The following is a 19,953-nucleotide window of genomic DNA, read 5'->3' as shown; positions in this document are numbered from 1 at the left end:
TGTACTTTACCATGTCCTACTGGTAGCATCATATTTATTTTTGAAAAGCTGTTTTTCTTATCGCTCTTCATAATATTTAGTACTTCTTTTTCATCTGCACCTTCAAATTCTACAGGTAGATTAAATTTTTGACATATTTGTAAAAATTTATTGTAGTACTCTTCGTCTACTAGATTTTTCTTTAGAGAAAGCTTAAATGCCATGTTCATACCGATACTCACGGCTTCTCCATGAGCTATATGACAAAGCTTTTCGACACCATGTCCAAAAGTATGTCCGAAATTAAGGATTTTTCTAAGTCCACCTTCTTTTTCGTCAGCTTCTACGACATTGGCTTTTATCTCTGCACATTTTGTCACTATGTATTTAAGCGCTGAGTCTCTTTTATCTAGTATATCTTCACTGTTTTCTAGTAAATAATCAATAAATTCATAATCGTATATAAATCCATATTTAACAACTTCACTCATTCCATTTCTAAACTGATCATCTGGAAGAGTTCTAAGAGCTGATACATTTATAAATGTAAATTGAGGTTGATAAAATGCTCCTACTACATTTTTATAAGTACCTAGATTTATCCCAGTTTTACCTCCAATAGATGAATCTACTTGTGCTAAAAGAGTTGTAGGCACTTGTATAAAATCAATACCTCTCATGTATGAAGCTGCCACATATCCTGATAAATCTCCTACTACTCCACCGCCAACTGCAATTACTAGGGATTTTCTAGTAAGTCCAGCTTTTAATCCATGTTCTAGAATTCTTTCAAATGTCTCTATACATTTTGAACCTTCTCCAGCTGGAACTATGTATTCACTTACAAATTTAGCCCCTAGTAAATCTATAAATTTATTTAATTGTGTTTTGTATACATTTTCATCAGAAATTACTAACACGTTATCGTATATTTCATTTATATTTTTGTCAGAAGTACCACTAATTTTATTTAAAGCCTTGTTAAAATTTCTATAGCTTTCATCTATAAAAATATTACATACTTTATTTTTTATTTTTTCCATCCTCTTTCACCCAACCTTTGAACATATGAATTGTAATTTCTCTTTACATCCTCTAAGCTACTTCCTCCTATTGTTTCTAGGAAAAATTGACATATAACGAAAGCCACTACATTTTCGCATACAACGCTACATGCAGGAACGGCACAAGTATCTGAACGTTCTACTGTGGCTTGATATTTTTCTAACGTATTTACATTTATTGAGTTAAGAGGTTTGTATAGTGTTGGAATTGGCTTCATCGCACATCTTATTACAATTTCTTCACCTGTTGTCATTCCACCTTCTATACCACCTAGTCTATTTGTAGCTCTTCTTATTCCATCTTTTTCGTTGTAGATTATTTCATCCATTACCTTAGAGCCTGGAAGACGTGCTACATCAAATCCTATACCGAATTCGACACCTTTTATAGCTTGAGTTCCCATCAAGTGCATAGCTAATACACCGTCTAATTTTCTGTCAAATTGAGTAAATGAACCAAGTCCTGGAATTACATTTTTGACTCTGACTTCTACAACTCCACCTATAGTGTCTTTTTCATTTTTTATTTCATCTATTTGTGCAATCATCTTGGCTTCCATTTCTTTGTTTGCACATCTGACCTCTGAATTATCTACGTTATTTTTTATATAATCAAAATCGTATATATTTTCATCCTTCACATCACCTATTTGTATGACATGAGAGACAAAATCTATATCGAAATTTTTAAGTACTTGCTTACAAATTGCCCCTACTGCAACTCTACTTGCTGTTTCTCTAGCTGAAGATCTTTCAAGTACATTTCTAGCATCTGTAAAATCGTATTTTAGACATCCAACTAAATCCGCATGACCCGGTCTTACATTATCTACCTTTCTAGTTTCAAAATCGACATCCTCCATAGGTGCCATGTATTCAGTCCAGTTTTGATAATCCTTATTTTTTACTTCGATTGAAATAGGTCCCCCTAATGTCTTTTTACCTCTAACACCACCTAAAATATTTACCTTGTCACTTTCAATCTTCATTCTTCCACCACGGCCATAGCCACATTGACGTTTTTTAAGTTCACTATTTATTTCATCAAAATTTAACTCTACATTTGATGGAATACCATCTATTATAGATATCAAACTTTGTCCATGTGACTCACCACTTGTCAAATACCTTAACATATTCATCGCCCCTTACTTTACAATATTAATTATTATTTTGTTTTATCTTATATATATATTCATCAACAGATTTGTTGAATTTAGCTTTGAAATCTTCATTCTCTTCAAATGGAACTTGGTCTGAATTTGATAAATATAAATTATATTCTAAATCTGTATTTATAGATTTGTAGAATATATCCATCACAAGCTGTCCTCCTAAGAATTGATTTTTATATTCAGGTTGTCCCCCTATTGCAATATACATACCTAATCTAAATTTATCTCTATCTATAGACGGTTTATTCAATACATATTTGCTAGAGAAAAATGATTGTGTTCTATCTACTAAAGTCTTGACCTTTGTAGATACACTTGCAAAGTACATAGGACTAACTGTTATAGTTCCTGTACTTTGGTTGAATTCTTCATATATTGGAGTCATGTCGTCTTTTATTCTACAATGTCCTGTTTTTTCGCAAGCACCACATGCTGTGCAATACTCAATATTCATCTTGTATATATCTAACACTTTATATGCTATTTGATTTTCTTCAAATTTTTTTATTATTTCTTTTATGACAGAAGCACAGTTTTTATTTTTTCTAGGACTTCCATTAATTATCAATATTTTATCATTTTTCCCCATAAAATTCCTCCTATTAGTTTAACTGATATTCGTTATTTATTACTTAGACAGACTATCAATATATCATCGTCAAAATTACGCTTTGAAGCAAATTGTTCTAATTCGTTCTTTAAAGCGATTATGAAGTCGTCTTTTTTCAATTTATAGTTTTTAAGTAAAAAAGATTCAAATCTTTGTATTCCAAATTCTTCTTTTTCTTTATTTTTCATCTCTATTATCCCATCAGTATACATACAAATCATAGAAATATCCTTTATAGGTATTGTAACCTGTTTATACTCTACATCTTCTAGAACACCTAATGGAATATTTTTCTTACATACCTCACTTTCATCAGATATTAATCTTCCAAAATTATCGATTATAATAGGACAATAATGTCCTGCATTTGAAATATCTAGAGTATTATTTTTAGTATCTACAATTCCAACTATACAAGTAGTAAAAACACCCATTTTATCGAATTCATCGTATAAAATTTGATTTAATCTATTCATAATATCTGATGCTGATTCGTAATTATAGCATAGAGTTTTAAAACTCCCCTTTATTAATGCAACTATATAATTTGAGACTATACCATGTCCCATGACATCTGCAATTATATACGCTACTTTATCTTCATCTATAACTTGTGCATGATAGAAATCTCCACCTACAACAGTCGCTGGTCTATGGTAAAAATAAAGGTCTTTCTCGTCATTTAAATTCATTTCACTCTCATTCATAATTAGCTTCTGTTGTTTATTTAATATATTTAATTCATTTGCAATTAATTTATGTTTTGTCTCAGCTTGATTGTATTTATATAATTGCATTCCTAATATAACCTGTTTAGAAATTAATTCTAGTATATTGAAGTCATCCTCAGTATATCCCTTACTATTTGAACATAATATACATCCTACTACTTCATTTCCTTCTTTTAATTTATAATATATATAATTATTTACTTTTAAGTCTTCTAAAATCGTTAAATCAGGGTCATTTTCATAATTTCCATCTTCGTCATAAGATTTCAACTCAGATAATATCTTTTGAAAATCTATTTTTTTTCTATTTTTACTTTTTAATGTACTAAAGATTTTATAATCATAATTTAAATCATCTATTACAATAAATGCTTCATTGCTTTTAGTTAAATTTTTTGCTTGGGTATTTAAATCAGTCATAAATTCATTTACATCATTATTCAAATATAATTTTGCAGTAACATCATTTATATTACTTATAGACTCTCTAAGCTTATCTATCAAGTCTCTTGTATGTTCATTTTCCATAGTGATTTCGATAGATAAAGATATTAAAGATACGACAGAAGATATAAATGTAATGTCTAATTCCTCAATAGAATCCTCCTCTGTCAAGAAGCAAGTCATAAATCCTATAACCTTATAATTTAAAACTAAAGGAAATACTATTCTTCCTTTATACCCCTCCATATTAGCTAGTTCTCTTTCATCAACTGCCTTTGGATTGTCAAAAATATCTTCAACATATATTATTTTTTTATCTCTAACAGCTTCATGTATATATTCAGGATATGATTGATTAAAGTTTAATTTCGTACCTATTTTACAATTTTGTGGAAATGCCTTAGGTACATAATCTAAGGTAGCAGAACATACCAAATAAGCATATTCAAAATCATTATTGTAAAATAAATTAACACATGCCTTTGTAGGTTCTATAACCTCTAGCATTTTATCTACTATTTTATCCTTTATCTCAAAAAAATTTGTAGATTGAGTCACCATAACAGATATATCCACTAAATTTTTCATTAAATTTCTCTTTTTTTCCATCAAGCATCCTCCTTGATTTTAACTATCTATAAAATCTCTAATAAGTATAAAATATCTATCAAAACAACAAAAAGTTCATATTAAATATAAAATCCTTTTAATGTAGATAAATTTTATCACAATAATTAATATAATCCAAGTAAAGTTGCCCAATATTTTCACTATTTCAAATAAATAGATGTATATTTTTGAAAAATTTAAATACTAATATCCTACACATTATTTTTAAAATTTACATATATATCTCTCGCTGTAACTACAAGGATTACAAAAAAGCTTAAACTCAATACCCATGTAAATCCTGTAATTAAACCAATTAACAGTATAGATATTAAAAAAGATATATTTCTTGTTCCTCTTTCCTTCAAGATAGTGTCTTTATTTTTATTTATAGTTTGCTTTATCGTACTTATGTCTGATTTTGCCCTTGTTCTAAAGCTTTTTTTGTAAAGTACATAAGCAAATTCAATAAAAAATGAGCCTATTGCAAAATAGACATTTATTTTATAAGAAACAATCAATATCATCACTGCTATAAAAATCTTTAACATAGTAAAAATTACACTATCTATTTTACAAGATATATTTTGTATTTTTTTAAATTGATCATTTATCTCGTATTCGTCTTTAGGCAAATTATTTATTTTATTTTTAACTACTTCTGTATAAAACAATTTTATTATTCCATTCAACATAGTAAACTCTCCTTCTATTAAAAATATGTATTTCTATTTTCTCCAAGGTGTTTATTTTTATACATTTTATGGTTTAAAAAAATATTTTTTGTATTGATGTATATTAATGTAATTTTTGTTAAATAATAATAATAAAAAAGGAGGCTTATTCTCAGATACATTTTGAGAACGATATAATTATGATAATAGAAGAACTTGACTTAAACACTAGAAATAAAATTTATAACTCTACTAAAAAATTTATCAGAAAATATCAAAAAGGTATTAGTTCTGGAAAACTAACAGCTGAAAAGTTTGCAGAAAATATCTATGCAAATAAAGTACTCTCTAATATCCTAGATGAATCTATTCTAAATCAAGCTGATTTTCAAAACTCGTACATAAATTATATAAACACCTTAATGAAAAATCAAAATGAAAACTTTAAAAATTATATAAATTCTAAATACAATAAAAACGCTACTAAATCTACTGTTTCACTACAAATAAAATTAAAAAAAATCTTAAAAAATAGCGATTACTTGTTAAATATTCCTATTCAATACCTAAATATAAACGACATTGAAGCTATAATAAAATATATCGAGACAGGTGAGATAGATATTGGGAATGAAAAAATCTACAAATATGTGCATAAAACACATTTTAATTGATTTTATATATTTGTAGAAAATAAGGTAATACATATCTTATTTTCTACAAATCCACATTTTATCCTAATGCCTTTTCTAATTTAGATAAGTGTTTTATCGGATAGTACTTTAATAATTCTCTAAACTGCTCTGTTGTAAGTCCTTGAGTTGTTGTATAAATGCGAATTTTACCATCTAAATCTGCATTTATAAAATCATTTTTTATCTTTTCAAAATCTACTGCCATAACGCCACTTCCCTCTTATATAAATTTTAATTTACATAAATCTGAAATAATTATATATGTAAATCTTCAAATCTATTTTAACCAATAAATACAGCTTTATTCATATACAAACTACTAAAGTGGTAAACCCACTTTGTAAATGAGCTTACCACTTTTATCTAATTAAAATATTATTCGCATTCTATTTATTTTTGAACTTTTCCTGACATTTGTTGTTCTGCCATTTCAACTAGTTTTTTAGTCATATATCCACCTACATAGCCGTTTTGTCTAGCTGTTAAATTTCCTTTGTCAGTTTGTTGATAATCAGACATTCCTAGTTCATTAGCTATTTCTAATTTCATTTGATTTAATGCTTGTTTTGCTTCTGGGACTGCTGTTCTATTGTTGTTATTATTATTTGACATATTTAATACCTCTTTTCTATTAATTTTGTTTCTTGGTAGTATTATATGGATTATATAATTTATAATACATACAATTTATGACAAATTTCTTAATAAACGACATTTAAATAGCACAGCCTTTATTTTTATCAAATTAACAGTTCATTCCAGCTAAATAAGCTGTAGAAAAAGCTATCTGAAGATTAAATCCTCCTGTATAAGCATCTACATCGATTATTTCTCCTGCAAAAAACAATCCTGAAACCAATTTAGATTCCATAGTACTAGAATTTATTTCACTAGTTTTAACTCCGCCTGAAGTAATTATAGCCTCCTCAATAGGTCTATAATTTTTAACAGTAAACGTCATATTTTTTATTAGATGGACTAAATTTTTTCTATTTTCTTTAGATATTTGATTTACCTTCATATATGGATTGATTCCACTCAATTTTACTATTACTGGAATTAGCTTTTTAGGTAGTAAATCATTTAGAGAGTTTTCAAAATTCTTGTTTGAATACTTTTGAAAATCTCTTTGTATTCTTTTATCTAATTTTTCCTCGTCTAAAACAGGCTTTAAGTCTAAAACTATTTTGTAGTTATCTTTAGACATATCTCCCATACGACAACTTGCAGATTTTATAATAGGACCATCCACTCCATATTGTGTAAATTCCATTTCTCCAAAATCTTCATAAATTTTTTTATTTTTGCTGTTATAGACATCTATTTTCACATTTCTAAGAGATAACTTTTCTAAGTCTTTTACATAGCTCTCGTTGACTTCAAGCCCTATAAGAGAAGGCTTTGGCTCAATTATCGTATGTCCTAAGCTTTTAGCAAATCTATATCCATCTCCAGTAGAACCAGTTTTTGGATAGCTAACCCCACCTGTAGCCACAATTACGCTATCACATTCAAGTTCCTTTTTATCAGAGAGTACTACCTTTTTGACCTTTCCATTTTCTGCTATTATTTTATCGACCTTTGAATTTAGCAAAACTTCTACGTTTTTGCCATCTCTCATTTGTTTTTCCAATGCTCTTACTACATCTATAGCCTTATCACTTACAGGAAAAACCCTCTTTCCTCTCTCTGTCTTAGTCTCAACTCCTAGATTGTTGAACATCTCTACAACTTGATCATTAGTAAATGTATAAAATGCGCTGTATAAAAATTTTCCATTTGTAGGAACATTTTCTATCAACTCTTCTATATCACAGTCATTTGTTATATTACATCTTCCCTTACCTGTTATAGCTAATTTTCGTCCACATCTCTTTTGCTTCTCAAGCACGATAACCTTAAATCCTCTATCAGAAGCTACCTTTGCAGCTACCATACCGCTAGCTCCAGCTCCTATAATCACTACTTTTTTCAAAAAATCATCCTCTCAAAATTATTTTAATCTAAACCGCACACTTCAAATAAAAAGGGTACTCCTGCCACGCCCCAAAGCGCGATCAAAGTATATCTAATATAATCTACAATTAGTAAAATAGCCTCGCTCGAATTATTGCCAAATATTACAATTGATAAATACTTCAATAAGCCATATACAGCACCCAATGTAACTATTCCAAGTACAAATCTCAATAATTTAGTCTTAACACTAGGTTTTGACTTTTTACTTGTAAAAATACTCACTGTTTTTTTACTTTCTTCTGTGCTAAAATTTATAAACTTATCCTCTATTATATATCCTAAAATAAATCCTGTGTACATTCCAAAGCTTTTAACTAACTCTTCTCCAGCTAAAAAGTACGAAATCGCAGCAAATATAATTAAAATCAAAAATAATATGTAATAAGATTTATTCTTATCTATATAATCAAATAATTTTACAAAAATCAAGCTTATTATAATGCCTAAAATCCATCCACCTAATACGTCTGTGGGCCAGTGAACACCCAAATAAAGTCTAGAAATTCCAGCGCCTAATACCATTATTATCCCAAGTACAGTCACCCAATTTTTTCTAAAATATTCGATAATAGAAACCCAAACTGTAGTCGCTGTCTGAGTATGTCCACTTGGAAAAGAGTATCCTGTAGCAGTAGATGTTCTCAACGATTCTAATCCTTCACTTCCTATAGGTCTAAGAACCTTAAAGAAATTTTTTAACCCTGAATTTATAGTTATACTTCCTGTAACCGCAAATAACAATCTTTGTCCACATTTTTTATCTATACACCAGTACATTATAGCAGCTATTAACGTAACAGCCATAGTCTCTGTACAGATTGTAAATGCCGTAAATATCATAGTCAAAATATCATTTCTTATACTTTGAAAAAATAAAAGAATATCCATAATTTTCATCCTCCTTCTGTACTATCATATATTATTACCATATATTTAAAAATATAGAAATAGACTGCAAAAATAAAATTAATTATTTCACAGTCTATATTTTAAACCAACATAATATATCAATGTATTCTAAACGTCTTCAACTACACCTATATAAGGTAAATTTCTGTATTTTTCAGCATAATCTATTCCGTATCCAACTATAAATTTATCTTCTATAACAAATCCAACATAGTCAACAGGAATATCTACCTTTCTTCTTTGAGGTTTATCTAAAAGTGTACATATTTTTAAACATTTTGGATCTCTAGCATTTAATTCTCTTGTTAAATTACTTAAAGTCAATCCTGAATCTATTATATCTTCAACTATTAGTACATTTTTGCCTTTTATATCTACATCTAAATCTTTAAGTATTTTTACTGAGCCTGAAGATTCCATTGCGTTTCCGTAACTAGAAACACTCATAAAATCTATATTTACATCTAAATTTATGCTTCTTATTAAATCAGAAACAAATACGCTCGCTCCTTTAAGTATACCTACTACTAATAAATCCTGTCCTTTAAAATCTTCTTCTATTTTTTTTCCTAATTCAACTACTTTTGCTTTTATTTGTTCTTCAGATAACATTACTTCTGCAATTTTAAACATATTAATCCTCCTGTTTACAAATTCTCATTTTATTATATATTTTATTTAAAATTGTATCAATACAAATAAATATAATTATGTATATTATTGATTATATTTTTTTATATATTTATACTTTTATATAAGAAATTGTACTTTATAAGGAGGCTTAAAGATGAGTGTAAATCATGGTGCGAATTTATATGATTTATCTAGCAAATACGGATTCTCAAAAGACGAATTTATGGACTTCAGCTCTAACATAAATCCTTTTGGGACTTCAAACAAAGCAAAAGAATACGTAATCAACAACATAAATATGGTCTCTATGTATCCAGACCCAGAATATGTAAATTTGAAAAAATCTATATCTACATACTGCCATTGTTTGGAAGAAAATATAGTTTTAGGTAGTGGAGCTACAGAATTAATATCATCATTTATAAAGACAATAAAACCAAATAAAACTCTACTTCTATCACCTGCATATTCTGAATACGAAAACGAGCTTAATAAAATAAATTCTGAAGTTGTAAAATATTTTTCTAAAGAAGAAAATAACTTCGTAATAGATGAAAAAGAATTGGTAAATTCTATAAACCAAGGAAATTACGATTTAACTATAATATGCAATCCTAACAACCCTACAGGATTTGCTTTTTCTAAAGATCAAGTAGAATATATTTTAAAAAATACAAATTGCTACATTATGATAGATGAGACATATATAGAATTTACAGAAACAAATATCTATTCATCAACTAAGCTAGTAGATACCTACAATAAATTATTTGTGATAAGAGGAACATCAAAATTCTTCTCAACTCCTGGTATTAGACTTGGATACGGACTTATAGGAGACAAAAGTGTAAAAGAAGACATAAATAAAAACTTGGATTTATGGAATATAAATATAGTAGCATCTGCAATGGGAGAAATAATGTTTTTAGACAATATGTTTATTTCTAATACTATCGATGCTATGCTTAGAGAAAGAGATTATTTGACTAAAGCATTGAGCAGTATAGACGATTTAACAGTCTATCCTAGCAAAGGTAATTTCATACTATGTAAAATAAATTCTAAAAAATTTACAGCTAAAGAGCTTAGAGAAAAATTACTTCCTAAAAAAATAATAATCAGGGATTGTAATTCCTTCGATGGACTTTCTGAATACTATTTTAGAGTATGTATATTAAAACCTGAAGAAAATAGATTGCTTATAAAAAATTTAAAAGCTATATTCAAGTAAATAGACAAAACAAAAAACTGCCGATTAAAATGGCAGTTTTTTGTCGGGAATTATACTCGTTGGGGATAGAAATATAATTCCAATTGGCATTTTAAAAATTTTTAAAATTGCCGTTTAAGTGGATATTTTAATTTTAGTTGATATCGTAGTTAGTTTTTAAGAAATTTTTCTAAGCTCTTCAATTTCATAAAGCCATTTTTGGAAAAATTCCTTTTCTTTTCTTTCATTGTAAATTTTTTTAAGTGATTTCTCTGCAGCTTCTCTAACCTCAGTACAGGAATCTTCTATACCATCCTTCATCTTATAAAGGACTTCATCTATATCTACAAAATTTCCAAGTGCTGTATATGCTGCAGCTCTTATCTTATAATTGTCTGAATTTGTGCAAGCTATCAGGTTTTTTACCAAGGCATTTTTCTTTTCAAATTGATTATTCATTATAATCCTCCTTTTTGACTTAATTATGCTCTTTAGATTTTTTTATAATAACCCTTAACTTTATCTCTTTGTAATTTATGTTTTAATTATAGGAAAGAAATGTGAACTTAATATAAATAATTTGTGATATTTTTCTTAAAATCCTTTAATAAGTTTTTAATATTTTCAAACTTTGAATTATGTTTTTTTTGTTATATAATAAATAATATAGTTTTAAATAAAGGGGGCACAAATATGCAATACAATCTTTCAAACAGATACAAAAACTTAAAACCATCTCCAGCAGGAGATATATTAGCGATGATGGGAGATCCTACTTTAATCAAATTCTCAGGGGGAAATCCAGCAAGTGATTCTTTCCCAATAGACAAAATAGCAGAGTTTTCAAATGAAGTTCTTACTAATAAACCTTTATCTGTTCTAGAATACGGATTAACTGAAGGATATCATCCTCTACTAGAAGAAGCTAAAAAATTCTTAAATAGAGATGGAAATGTCGTAAGAGAAGACGATATGATGATATGTACTTCTGGTAGCCAACAAATAGCTGATTTCTTAGCTAAAGTATTATGCAACGAAGGCGATACAGTTTTAACTGAAGATCCTTCTTTCCTTGGCGTGCTTGATTCTATAAGAAGTAATGGCGCTAATTTAGTCGGAGTTAAAATGGAAGACGACGGAATAGATTTAGCTGACTTAGAAGAAAAATTACAAATAAAACCAACACCTAAATTTATATACGTTATACCTAACTTCCAAAATCCAACTGGTATAACTATGTCACTTGAAAAACGTAAAGGTGTTTATGAATTATGTAAAAAATACGGTGTAATAATACTTGAAGATAACCCTTATGGTCAATTGAGATTTAGCGGAGAAGCTGTAGCTCCTATAAAATCATTCGACGAAGAAGGTATAGTAGTATACGCAGCTAGTTTCTCAAAAATAATAGCACCTGGAATAAGAGTTGCATGTGCTGTGGGTAAACCAGAAATCATAGGCGCTTTAAAACAAGTTAAATTCTTAAACGACGTACATAGTACTACTTGGAGTCAAGTAATATGCGAAAGAATCCTTGCTACTTGTGATATGGACGCTCAAATAGAAAAATTAAAAGAAATCTACGGAGCTAAAAACAAAGTTATGCAAGACGCAATGGCTGAAAACTTCCATCCAAGTGTGAAATACACTAAACCAGAAGGTGGAATGTTCGTATGGGTAACTCTACCAGAAGGTGTAGATATGATGAAATTTGTAGCAGAAGCTCTAGAAAACAAAGTAGCTCTAGTACCTGGTACTGCTTTCTTAGCTGATACAAGCATGCCTTGTCAAAGCTTTAGAATGAACTTCTCTACTCCATCTACTGAAGATATAATCAAGGGAATAAAAATACTAGGTGAATTAACTTATAAATACTGTAAATAATAAATCAAAAAGCGAAGAGGTAATTAATTTTATTTACATCTTCGCTTTTATTTTTTAGTTATAAATATTATTATATTAGTTCATTTTTTAAGAAATATGTATTTTAACTTACTTTACTTTCTTCATATTGTTTTAGAAGTTCAGCATAATTTTCTCTAGTAAAGTTAAAAGTCTTTATATATGCAATTTTCTTTCCTACAATATTTTCTCCTGGTTTTGTATAATCGTGTTTTCCATAAGGCCATACAACACCGACCTCTATACGAATTTTATCGACATTTTTATTAGTGTATAGCTTATCAATTTTTTTGATAACCTCTTCACTTGCCTCTTGTTCAACCTTGTTATACATTTCATTTACAATTTGTTCCTGTTTTTTAGTAGAACTCTCCGCCTTAAGCGCCTTTTTATAATTTTCTAAAGCAGGCGGCCTAACTATATAATAAATATAAGTCCTATCTTTTTCATGTTCTTTTTCATTTATTAAAACTACTCCTGTACCTTTTGTTGAATTATATTCTCCAAATGTTGCTATTATCGCATCCTTCTCATTATCTATATGAGAAAAATTTTCTTTAAAGCTATGACTACACCCACATACACAAATAGCCATTAAATAAACAATTAATAATTTTACCTTCTTCATAAAATTCCCCCGTTTAACAACTATTTACTAATTCTATTGAAATCAATTTTACATATTTAATCAAACATAACTTTTTTTATAAACTAACTTAAATTTATTTTTACTCCTACCTATAATTATAACAACAAATTGTCCTTTAGTATCTTACTTTTTTATAATATTTAAAAATAATTTAAAATGTTACATATCGTCTTTTATTTTCCAATTTACATCTTCAATTATTTTTGATTTTGGACCATTTTCTAGAATCATTTTATAATTTGAAAGCTCTTCATTTATCAAACCTATCGCCCATACAAGTATTAATAAATCATCTACAAAACCGAAACCTCCAAATAAAAATTCTGGCATAAGATCAATACTAGACATAAAATAAAACAAAGTTATTAGAAATGTAAACACTACCTTCATTTTAGGAAAAATCTTCAAGTCTTGTTCTGTAAAAAAATCAGGTAATAAAAACAAATTTTTAATAAAAAATACTCCAAAACCTGCTTTTTTAAATCTAACTAAAACATTTTTAAACCAGTCTAATAACCTATTAACTATATTTGAAAATTTATTCATCTCTTCTCTCCTCGTATTTTCGAATATAATCTATATCGTTATAAAATTATACTCCTTTTTTAATAATTTTCAAATTAAAATTTTTTACTTAAATTAATAGTATTAAATTATTAAAAATATTACAATATTTCTAGTTTATATTTAAGAAAAATGTAATAATGGAATTTTATATATTTGGTTTGTGAGGTTTAATTTTTTGGGAATATATTGTAAAATATAGTTAGTCAAAATTTAATTTTAGGAGGAATGTTTAATGTTAAGCAAAAATTTAGAAAATGCTATTAATGATCAAATTACTTTTGAGCTTTATTCTTCTTATACTTATTTAGCAATGGCAGCTTACTGTGAATCTATTGATTTAAGCGGATTTGCTAACTTCTTTAGAGTTCAAGCAAAAGAAGAAATCGATCATGGTATGAAATTTTATGACTATGTATTCCAAAAAGGAGGAACTGTTGTACTTGGACAAATAGATAAACCAAAAGAAACATATACTGACTTAGTAGAAGTATTTGAAACTGGTCTAGCTCACGAAGAAACAGTTACTAAGAGAATATACAATATAATGGACATCGCAACTGATGAAAAAGAACACGCAACTATGAGCTTTTTAAAATGGTTCATCGACGAACAAGTAGAAGAAGAAGATAACTTCACTACTATATTGAAAAAAGTTAAAAGATGCATAGACAACCCACATGCTTTATATATGCTAGACGATGAAATGGCACAAAGAGTTTATGTTGCTCCTGTTGCTGAGTAAGTTAAAATTGATTTTTATTTTTAATAGTAAAAGTATAAAAAACTATAATTATCTACAGCTTTTAGATAATTATAGTTTTTTTACATATATATGAAAATTACATAACTTCGTTTATAAAATATTTTTGCTTTACATTATATAAAATCATGCTACACTTATATCATAGATTTTTTAAAATTTATTGAATATTCCATAAATTTTTAGAAGGAGGGTTATACATGAATAAAAAACTATGGGAACAACTAAGCGAATGGAAAAAGGAATGTACATGGGTTGAGTTAAGCCATGAAGTTAGTCCCGACACACCTCATTGGGACGGATTTCCAGATATGTCAATGAATACAACATTTGATTTCGATACAACAATATTTCAAGTACACGAGTACACATTAGTAAGCCAATATGGAACACATGTAGATGCTCCTGTCCACTTTGTGCAAGGAGCTAATACATTAGAAACTTTCACTCCAAAGGATATGGTAATGCCTTTATGCGTAATAGATAAAAGCCAAATTGTTGTAGATAATTGCGATTACGTACTTACTAAAGAGGATATCCTAGATTGGGAAAAAGAAAATGGAAAGATCCCAGAAGGTGCCTTCGTAGCATTTAGAACTGATTGGTACAAAAGGGGTACATCTGAAAAAATGGACAATAGAGATGCTGATGGCAATAAGCACTACCCTGGCTGGGGAATCGATGCCCTTAAATTTTTAATTGAAGAAAGAAATGTAGCTGCAATAGGACACGAACAAAGCGACACTGATGCTCCTGTAGTAATTGCAGTAGATGGATATATAGGCGAATACTACGTACTTAGTAAAGGTAGATTCCAAATAGAGCTACTTAAAAACCTAGATAAATGTCCTGCTGTCGGTGCACTGATATTTACTACCTTCCCTAAGGTTAAAAACGGAGCTGGATTTACAGCGAGATGCTTTGCAATTTGCCCTAAATAATATTTTGAAAAGGAGTTAAAAAGTATGAAAAATACAGTAGCAACTTTTAAAAAAGCAAAGGAAACAGGAGAAAAGATCACTATGCTGACAGCATACGACTATTCAACTGCTAGACTAATGGATGAAGCTGGAGTAAACAGCATCTTAGTCGGTGATTCTCTAGGAAATGTAATGCTAGGTTACGAAAATACCCTATCAGTCACTATGGAGGATATGATACACCACATAAAAGCAGTTAAAAGAGGTGTAAAAAATGCCTTAATAGTTGGAGATATGCCATTTATGTCATATCAAGTCTCTACAGAACAGGCAGTAGAAAATGCTGGTAGATTGATAAAAGAAGGCGGTGCTGATGTAGTTAAGCTCGAAGGTGGTGCCGATGTTTGCGATCAAATAAAGGCAATTGTCAAAGCTACAATACCAGTTTGTGCACATATAGGGTTGACGCCTCAATCAATAAATGCATTTGGTGGATTTAAGGTCCAAGGTAAAAGCATTGAAGCAGCACAAAAATTGATAGACGATGCACTAGCCGTAGAAGAAGCTGGAGCCTTTGCAGTAGTTATAGAGGGAGTTCCCGCTGAAATAGCCGCTATTATAACAGAAAAGTTGTCTATACCTACAATTGGAATAGGTGCAGGAGCTGGTTGTGACGGACAAGTCTTAATTTACCAAGATATGTTGGCAATGTTTAGCGATTTCACTCCGAAATTTGTCAAAAAATACGCAGAAGTCGGACAAATTATGTCAAACGCATTTAAAACATTTATAAAAGAGGTAAAAGACGGAACTTTCCCTCAAAAGGAACATACATATAAAATAGATTCCTCTGTTGTAGATGAATTAAATAAAACTATCAAATAATCACAATTTCAACAAGAGTGATATGTTATAAAATTATAATTTTTTAATCAAATAACATCTCTCTTGTTGATTTATTTTTTGTAAATTTTCTACTTTTCTTTGTGCGTTATATCATACACAAAACATATTTCTCTAATTTAATATAACGTATTTTTATTGAAATTAGTAGAGAATTTTCAAAAAATACTAAATTTTCATCGTATGTTATAACGTATATTATCCATTAAAATAATTAAAAAATTATTTTTTTCAATAAAAAAAAAATTGTTTGAAGTAATTTTATTTTTTCTATTGACACTTCTTTTAACATTGATTAACATTAATGTATAAATATTATTTAATATTACATACATAAGTGCGTTATATTAAACCAAACTAAAATTTTATATTTTTATTTTATAGCATAAATATCACAATAGAAAAATATAATACACTTCTCGACCTAAATATTTAAATTTATATGTATTTTAAATATTATGATTTTTTATAATGCATAGGAAATTATTGATCTTTAAAATAAATATTTTCTTATTATAATTGCGTATTTTATATAATATTTATGAAAACGTAATCATAATAAATTTAACCAAAATATAAAATTTTATTATATATATAAAAGGGGATGATTAAGTGAGTAATTTAACAGAAATCAGATGGCATGGCCGTGGTGGTCAAGGTGCTAAAACTGCATCTCTACTTTTAGCAGATGTTGCTTTTAACACAGGAAAATTCGTTCAAGGTTTCCCAGAATACGGACCAGAAAGAATGGGGCTCCAATAACTGCTTACAACAGAATAAGCGATACACAAATAAGAGTTCACTCTAATATCTACAATCCTGACTTTGTAGTTGTTGTAGATGAAACTTTACTTGAATCAGTTGATGTTACAAAAGGATTAAAGGAAGATGGAGCTATAGTAATAAATACAGCAAAATCTAAAGAAGAAATAATCCCTCAACTTAAAGGATACAAAGGAAAAGTTTATACTATAGATGCAAGAAAGGTATCAATAGCTGCTTTAGGAAAATACTTCCCTAATACTCCAATGCTTGCTGCAATAGTAAAAGTAAGTAACATTATGCCAATAGATACATTCTTAGCAGAAATGAAAGAATCTTTTGGGCATAAATTTAAATCTAAACCAGAAGTTATAGAAGGTAACTTAAAGGCTTTAGAAATGGCTTTAGAGGAGGTAAAATAAATGAAAGTTAGTGAAAAATACAGTGAAAATGTATCTTGGAAAGATATATCAATAGGTGGAAATATTCAAGGCGGTGGAACTTCTAAGGAATTCAACACTGGTGAATGGAGAGTTAACACTCCTAAATTTATAGCTGAAAAATGTAAACAATGTTTACTATGCGTTCCAGTATGTCCAGACAGTTCTATACCAGTTGTAGATAAAGAAAGATTAGATTTTGATTTTGAACATTGTAAAGGTTGCGGAATATGTGCAGCAGTTTGTCCATGTGATGCAATAGAAATGATAAAGGGGGAATAATAAATGGCAATAAGAGAAAGATTATCAGGAAATGAAGCAATAGCAACTGCTATGAGACAAATAAACCCAGACGTTATGCCAGCTTTCCCAATAACACCATCAACAGAAATACCACAATATTTCTCAAGCTATGTTGCTAATGGACAAGTTGACACAGTTTTCGTACCAGTTGAAAGTGAACACAGTGCAATGAGTGCTTGTATAGGATCAGAAGCCGCTGGCGCTAGAACAATAACAGCTACTTCTTCTGCAGGTTTTGCATATATGCTAGAAATGCTATCAGTAGCTGCATCTTACAGATTACCAATTACTCTAGCATTAGTTAACAGAGCTTTAACTGGACCAATAAATATAAACTGCGACCACTCTGATGGTATGAGTGCTAGAGACTGCGGATGGATAATGTTATTTGCTGAAAACAACCAAGAAGCATATGATAATTACATCCAAGCCTTCAGAATAGCAGAACATAAAGATGTTAGACTTCCAATAATGGTTTGCCAAGACGGATTTATAACTTCTCATGCTGTTGAAAATATAGAATTATTAGAAGATGAAAAAGTAAAAGCATTCGTAGGTGAATACGAACCAGAAGAATACTTATTAAATGCAGGTCATCCTCTTGCAGTAGGACCTTATGGAGTTCCAGCTTACTATATGGAATCTAAGAGATCTCAAGCTCAAGGTATGATAAATGCAAAAGCTGTAGCTTTAGATGTTGCAAAGGAATTCGCTGAAATATCAGGAAGAAGCTACGGATTATTTGAAGAATACAAATTAGACGATGCTGACTACGCATTAGTAATTATCGGTTCAAGTGCTGGTACTGCTAAAGACGTTGTCGACAACCTAAGAGAACAAGGAATAAAAGCAGGTATATTAAAAATAAGATTATATAGACCTTTCCCAGCTGCTGAAATAGCTGCTGCATTAAAAAATGTAAAAGTATTAGCTGTAATGGATAGAGCTGAAGGTATGTCTTCTCAAGGTGGACCTTTAGGTTATGATGTAAAAGCTGCTTTATACGATGCAGGTGCTAATGTTAAAACTCTAAATTACATCTATGGTTTAGGTGGTAGAGACGTTACTGTTGAAAGCTTAACACAAGTTTTCAATGATTTACAAGAAGTAGATAAAACTGGTAATATCGGCGATACTTATCGTTACTTATCAGTAAGAGACTAAGGGGAGGATAATAAAAATGACATATAATTTCAAAGAAACAATGAATAAAAAAGAACGTTTAGCTCCAGGTCATAGAATGTGCGCTGGATGCGGTGGTACTATAGCTGTTAGAAACGTTTTAAGAGGACTTCATGAAGAAGACCAAGCTGTAATATGCAACGCTACTTGCTGTCTAGAAGTTTCTACTTTCATGTATCCATATACTGCATGGGAAGATTCTTTCATACATACTGCATTTGCTTGTGCAGGTGCTACTCTAAGTGGTGTTGAATCAGCTTATAAAGTATTAAAGAAAAAAGGTAAAGTAGACGAAAACTACAAATTCATAGCATTCGGTGGTGACGGTGGTACTTACGATATAGGTCTACAATCATTATCAGGAGCTATGGAAAGAAACCACGACTTAGTATATGTTTGCTACGATAACGGTGCTTACATGAATACAGGTATCCAACGTTCATCAGCTACTCCAATGTTTGCCGATACTACAACTACTCCAGTTGGAAGTAAGTCAAATGGTAAACCACAAAACAGAAAAGACTTAGCTTCTATAATAGCTGACCACGATGTTCCATATGTAGCTCAAACTACATTTATAAAGAACTTCAAGGATTTACACACTAAATCAGAAAAAGCTATCTACACTCCAGGGGCTGCTTTCTTAAACGTAATGGCTCCATGTCCAAGAGGTTGGAGATACCCAGCAGATAAAATAATGGATGTTTGTAAGGCTGCTGTTGAAACTTGCTACTGGCCACTATTTGAAGTTGTAGAAGGTGAATGGATACTTAACTACGAACCTAAGAAAAAACTTCCAATAGAAGAATTCTT

The 19,953-nt window shown here is 29.5% G+C and carries 22 protein-coding genes and 1 pseudogene; 10 read left to right on the top strand and 13 right to left on the bottom strand.

Annotated elements, in window-relative coordinates; translation table 11 throughout:
- From aroB to MR593_RS09090, 5 genes are all read right to left on the bottom strand, one after another.
- Window positions 1-1,022, bottom strand: a 1,022-nt coding sequence (aroB, locus tag MR593_RS09110; protein ID WP_290692093.1) for a 3-dehydroquinate synthase, incomplete at its 3' end; no start/stop codon positions are given.
- A complete protein-coding gene (gene aroC, locus MR593_RS09105; protein WP_290692091.1) occupies window positions 1,010-2,179 on the bottom strand; it encodes a chorismate synthase in 1,170 nt (389 codons plus the stop codon). The genes aroC and aroB, both read right to left, overlap by 13 nt.
- Before the next feature lie 25 nt (window positions 2,180-2,204).
- The gene (locus tag MR593_RS09100) at window positions 2,205-2,807 is read right to left on the bottom strand and encodes a flavodoxin family protein (RefSeq protein WP_290692089.1); all 603 of its coding nucleotides are present in this window, start codon (window positions 2,805-2,807) and stop codon (window positions 2,205-2,207) included.
- Between the two features lie 32 nt (window positions 2,808-2,839).
- Entirely contained in the window at window positions 2,840-4,612 is a 1,773-nt protein-coding gene (locus MR593_RS09095) for a GAF domain-containing SpoIIE family protein phosphatase (RefSeq protein ID WP_290692087.1), read from the bottom strand.
- Between the two features lie 212 nt (window positions 4,613-4,824).
- A complete protein-coding gene (locus MR593_RS09090; protein WP_290692085.1) occupies window positions 4,825-5,307 on the bottom strand; it encodes a hypothetical protein in 483 nt (160 codons plus the stop codon).
- A gap of 179 nt (window positions 5,308-5,486) precedes the next feature.
- Between MR593_RS09090 and MR593_RS09085 the strand changes: the two genes are divergently transcribed.
- On the top strand, window positions 5,487-5,960 hold the full coding sequence (locus tag MR593_RS09085) for a hypothetical protein (RefSeq protein ID WP_290692083.1): 474 nt from the start codon (window positions 5,487-5,489) through the stop codon (window positions 5,958-5,960).
- 58 nt (window positions 5,961-6,018) lie between these two features.
- Here MR593_RS09085 and MR593_RS09080 read toward each other — a convergent pair whose 3' ends face one another.
- The 5 genes from MR593_RS09080 to hpt all read right to left on the bottom strand — a co-directional run bounded on the left by MR593_RS09080 (window position 6,019) and on the right by hpt (window position 9,542).
- Window positions 6,019-6,186: a hypothetical protein gene (locus tag MR593_RS09080; protein WP_290692081.1), complete on the bottom strand. Its 168-nt coding sequence runs from the start codon at window positions 6,184-6,186 to the stop codon at window positions 6,019-6,021.
- Between the two features lie 185 nt (window positions 6,187-6,371).
- Window positions 6,372-6,593 (bottom strand): alpha/beta-type small acid-soluble spore protein, encoded by a 222-nt coding sequence (locus MR593_RS09075; RefSeq protein WP_290692079.1) that lies wholly within the window; start codon window positions 6,591-6,593, stop codon window positions 6,372-6,374.
- 133 nt (window positions 6,594-6,726) lie between these two features.
- Window positions 6,727-7,956, bottom strand: a complete 1,230-nt coding sequence (locus MR593_RS09070) for an NAD(P)/FAD-dependent oxidoreductase (protein WP_290692078.1) — start codon at window positions 7,954-7,956, stop codon at window positions 6,727-6,729.
- Between the two features lie 23 nt (window positions 7,957-7,979).
- Complete coding sequence (locus MR593_RS09065) at window positions 7,980-8,888, bottom strand: phosphatase PAP2 family protein (RefSeq protein WP_290692076.1); 909 nt, start codon at window positions 8,886-8,888, stop codon at window positions 7,980-7,982.
- A gap of 129 nt (window positions 8,889-9,017) precedes the next feature.
- Window positions 9,018-9,542: a hypoxanthine phosphoribosyltransferase gene (gene hpt, locus MR593_RS09060; RefSeq protein ID WP_290692074.1), complete on the bottom strand. Its 525-nt coding sequence runs from the start codon at window positions 9,540-9,542 to the stop codon at window positions 9,018-9,020.
- Window positions 9,543-9,696: 154 nt separating this feature from the next.
- Here hpt and MR593_RS09055 point away from each other — a divergent pair, with 154 nt between their 5' ends.
- Window positions 9,697-10,773, top strand: coding sequence for a pyridoxal phosphate-dependent aminotransferase (locus MR593_RS09055; protein WP_290692072.1), 1,077 nt, complete (start codon window positions 9,697-9,699; stop codon window positions 10,771-10,773).
- 156 nt (window positions 10,774-10,929) lie between these two features.
- Here MR593_RS09055 and MR593_RS09050 read toward each other — a convergent pair whose 3' ends face one another.
- Window positions 10,930-11,211 (bottom strand): HEAT repeat domain-containing protein, encoded by a 282-nt coding sequence (locus MR593_RS09050; RefSeq protein ID WP_290692070.1) that lies wholly within the window; start codon window positions 11,209-11,211, stop codon window positions 10,930-10,932.
- 234 nt (window positions 11,212-11,445) lie between these two features.
- On the opposite strand from MR593_RS09050, the gene MR593_RS09045 reads away from it, so the two are divergent.
- Entirely contained in the window at window positions 11,446-12,636 is a 1,191-nt protein-coding gene (locus MR593_RS09045; RefSeq protein WP_290692068.1) for an aminotransferase-like domain-containing protein, read from the top strand.
- 103 nt (window positions 12,637-12,739) lie between these two features.
- Here MR593_RS09045 and MR593_RS09040 read toward each other — a convergent pair whose 3' ends face one another.
- Together MR593_RS09040 and MR593_RS09035 are read right to left on the bottom strand one after the other, a co-directional pair.
- Window positions 12,740-13,282 carry a hypothetical protein gene (locus MR593_RS09040; protein WP_290692067.1) on the bottom strand — a complete coding sequence of 181 codons (543 nt, stop codon included), beginning with the start codon at window positions 13,280-13,282 and terminating at the stop codon, window positions 12,740-12,742.
- A 180-nt stretch (window positions 13,283-13,462) separates the two neighbouring features.
- Window positions 13,463-13,849: a YkvA family protein gene (locus tag MR593_RS09035; RefSeq protein ID WP_290692065.1), complete on the bottom strand. Its 387-nt coding sequence runs from the start codon at window positions 13,847-13,849 to the stop codon at window positions 13,463-13,465.
- Window positions 13,850-14,102: 253 nt separating this feature from the next.
- On the opposite strand from MR593_RS09035, the gene MR593_RS09030 reads away from it, so the two are divergent.
- From MR593_RS09030 to MR593_RS09000, 7 genes and pseudogenes are all read left to right on the top strand, one after another.
- Window positions 14,103-14,612: a ferritin gene (locus MR593_RS09030; RefSeq protein ID WP_290692063.1), complete on the top strand. Its 510-nt coding sequence runs from the start codon at window positions 14,103-14,105 to the stop codon at window positions 14,610-14,612.
- A gap of 218 nt (window positions 14,613-14,830) precedes the next feature.
- Window positions 14,831-15,571, top strand: a complete 741-nt coding sequence (locus MR593_RS09025; RefSeq protein WP_290692061.1) for a cyclase family protein — start codon at window positions 14,831-14,833, stop codon at window positions 15,569-15,571.
- A 24-nt stretch (window positions 15,572-15,595) separates the two neighbouring features.
- The gene (gene panB, locus MR593_RS09020) at window positions 15,596-16,435 is read left to right on the top strand and encodes a 3-methyl-2-oxobutanoate hydroxymethyltransferase (protein WP_290692059.1); all 840 of its coding nucleotides are present in this window, start codon (window positions 15,596-15,598) and stop codon (window positions 16,433-16,435) included.
- Window positions 16,436-17,065: 630 nt separating this feature from the next.
- Window positions 17,066-17,637: pseudogene (locus tag MR593_RS09015) on the top strand (2-oxoacid:acceptor oxidoreductase family protein).
- Window positions 17,638-17,937, top strand: a complete 300-nt coding sequence (locus MR593_RS09010) for a 4Fe-4S binding protein (protein ID WP_290692057.1) — start codon at window positions 17,638-17,640, stop codon at window positions 17,935-17,937.
- A 3-nt stretch (window positions 17,938-17,940) separates the two neighbouring features.
- Window positions 17,941-19,122 (top strand): pyruvate ferredoxin oxidoreductase, encoded by a 1,182-nt coding sequence (locus MR593_RS09005; protein WP_290692055.1) that lies wholly within the window; start codon window positions 17,941-17,943, stop codon window positions 19,120-19,122.
- A gap of 16 nt (window positions 19,123-19,138) precedes the next feature.
- A partial coding sequence (locus tag MR593_RS09000) for a thiamine pyrophosphate-dependent enzyme (protein ID WP_290692053.1) occupies window positions 19,139-19,953 on the top strand: 815 nt, incomplete at its 3' end.

The organism is Intestinibacter sp., from assembly GCF_022780145.1.
Lineage (GTDB): Bacteria > Bacillota > Clostridia > Peptostreptococcales > Peptostreptococcaceae > Intestinibacter.
This window is presented reverse-complemented; position numbering and strand designations above follow the sequence as displayed.

Bases quoted from the DNA above. Each gene is read 5' to 3' on its own strand.
- MR593_RS09050 (WP_290692070.1), bottom strand. From the start codon at position 11,211: ATGAATAATCAATTTGAAAAGAAAAATGCCTTGGTAAAAAACCTGATA.
- MR593_RS09040 (WP_290692067.1), bottom strand. From the start codon at position 13,282: ATGAAGAAGGTAAAATTATTAATTGTTTATTTAATGGCTATTTGTGTA.
- hpt (WP_290692074.1), bottom strand. From the start codon at position 9,542: ATGTTTAAAATTGCAGAAGTAATGTTATCTGAAGAACAAATAAAAGCA.
- MR593_RS09075 (WP_290692079.1), bottom strand. From the start codon at position 6,593: ATGTCAAATAATAATAACAACAATAGAACAGCAGTCCCAGAAGCAAAA.
- MR593_RS09090 (WP_290692085.1), bottom strand. From the start codon at position 5,307: ATGTTGAATGGAATAATAAAATTGTTTTATACAGAAGTAGTTAAAAAT.
- aroC (WP_290692091.1), bottom strand. From the start codon at position 2,179: ATGTTAAGGTATTTGACAAGTGGTGAGTCACATGGACAAAGTTTGATA.
- MR593_RS09005 (WP_290692055.1), top strand. From the start codon at position 17,941: ATGGCAATAAGAGAAAGATTATCAGGAAATGAAGCAATAGCAACTGCT.
- MR593_RS09100 (WP_290692089.1), bottom strand. From the start codon at position 2,807: ATGGGGAAAAATGATAAAATATTGATAATTAATGGAAGTCCTAGAAAA.
- MR593_RS09045 (WP_290692068.1), top strand. From the start codon at position 11,446: ATGCAATACAATCTTTCAAACAGATACAAAAACTTAAAACCATCTCCA.
- MR593_RS09065 (WP_290692076.1), bottom strand. From the start codon at position 8,888: ATGGATATTCTTTTATTTTTTCAAAGTATAAGAAATGATATTTTGACT.
- MR593_RS09055 (WP_290692072.1), top strand. From the start codon at position 9,697: ATGAGTGTAAATCATGGTGCGAATTTATATGATTTATCTAGCAAATAC.
- MR593_RS09095 (WP_290692087.1), bottom strand. From the start codon at position 4,612: ATGGAAAAAAAGAGAAATTTAATGAAAAATTTAGTGGATATATCTGTT.
- panB (WP_290692059.1), top strand. From the start codon at position 15,596: ATGAAAAATACAGTAGCAACTTTTAAAAAAGCAAAGGAAACAGGAGAA.
- MR593_RS09035 (WP_290692065.1), bottom strand. From the start codon at position 13,849: ATGAATAAATTTTCAAATATAGTTAATAGGTTATTAGACTGGTTTAAA.
- MR593_RS09085 (WP_290692083.1), top strand. From the start codon at position 5,487: ATGATAATAGAAGAACTTGACTTAAACACTAGAAATAAAATTTATAAC.
- MR593_RS09030 (WP_290692063.1), top strand. From the start codon at position 14,103: ATGTTAAGCAAAAATTTAGAAAATGCTATTAATGATCAAATTACTTTT.
- MR593_RS09080 (WP_290692081.1), bottom strand. From the start codon at position 6,186: ATGGCAGTAGATTTTGAAAAGATAAAAAATGATTTTATAAATGCAGAT.
- MR593_RS09010 (WP_290692057.1), top strand. From the start codon at position 17,638: ATGAAAGTTAGTGAAAAATACAGTGAAAATGTATCTTGGAAAGATATA.
- MR593_RS09025 (WP_290692061.1), top strand. From the start codon at position 14,831: ATGAATAAAAAACTATGGGAACAACTAAGCGAATGGAAAAAGGAATGT.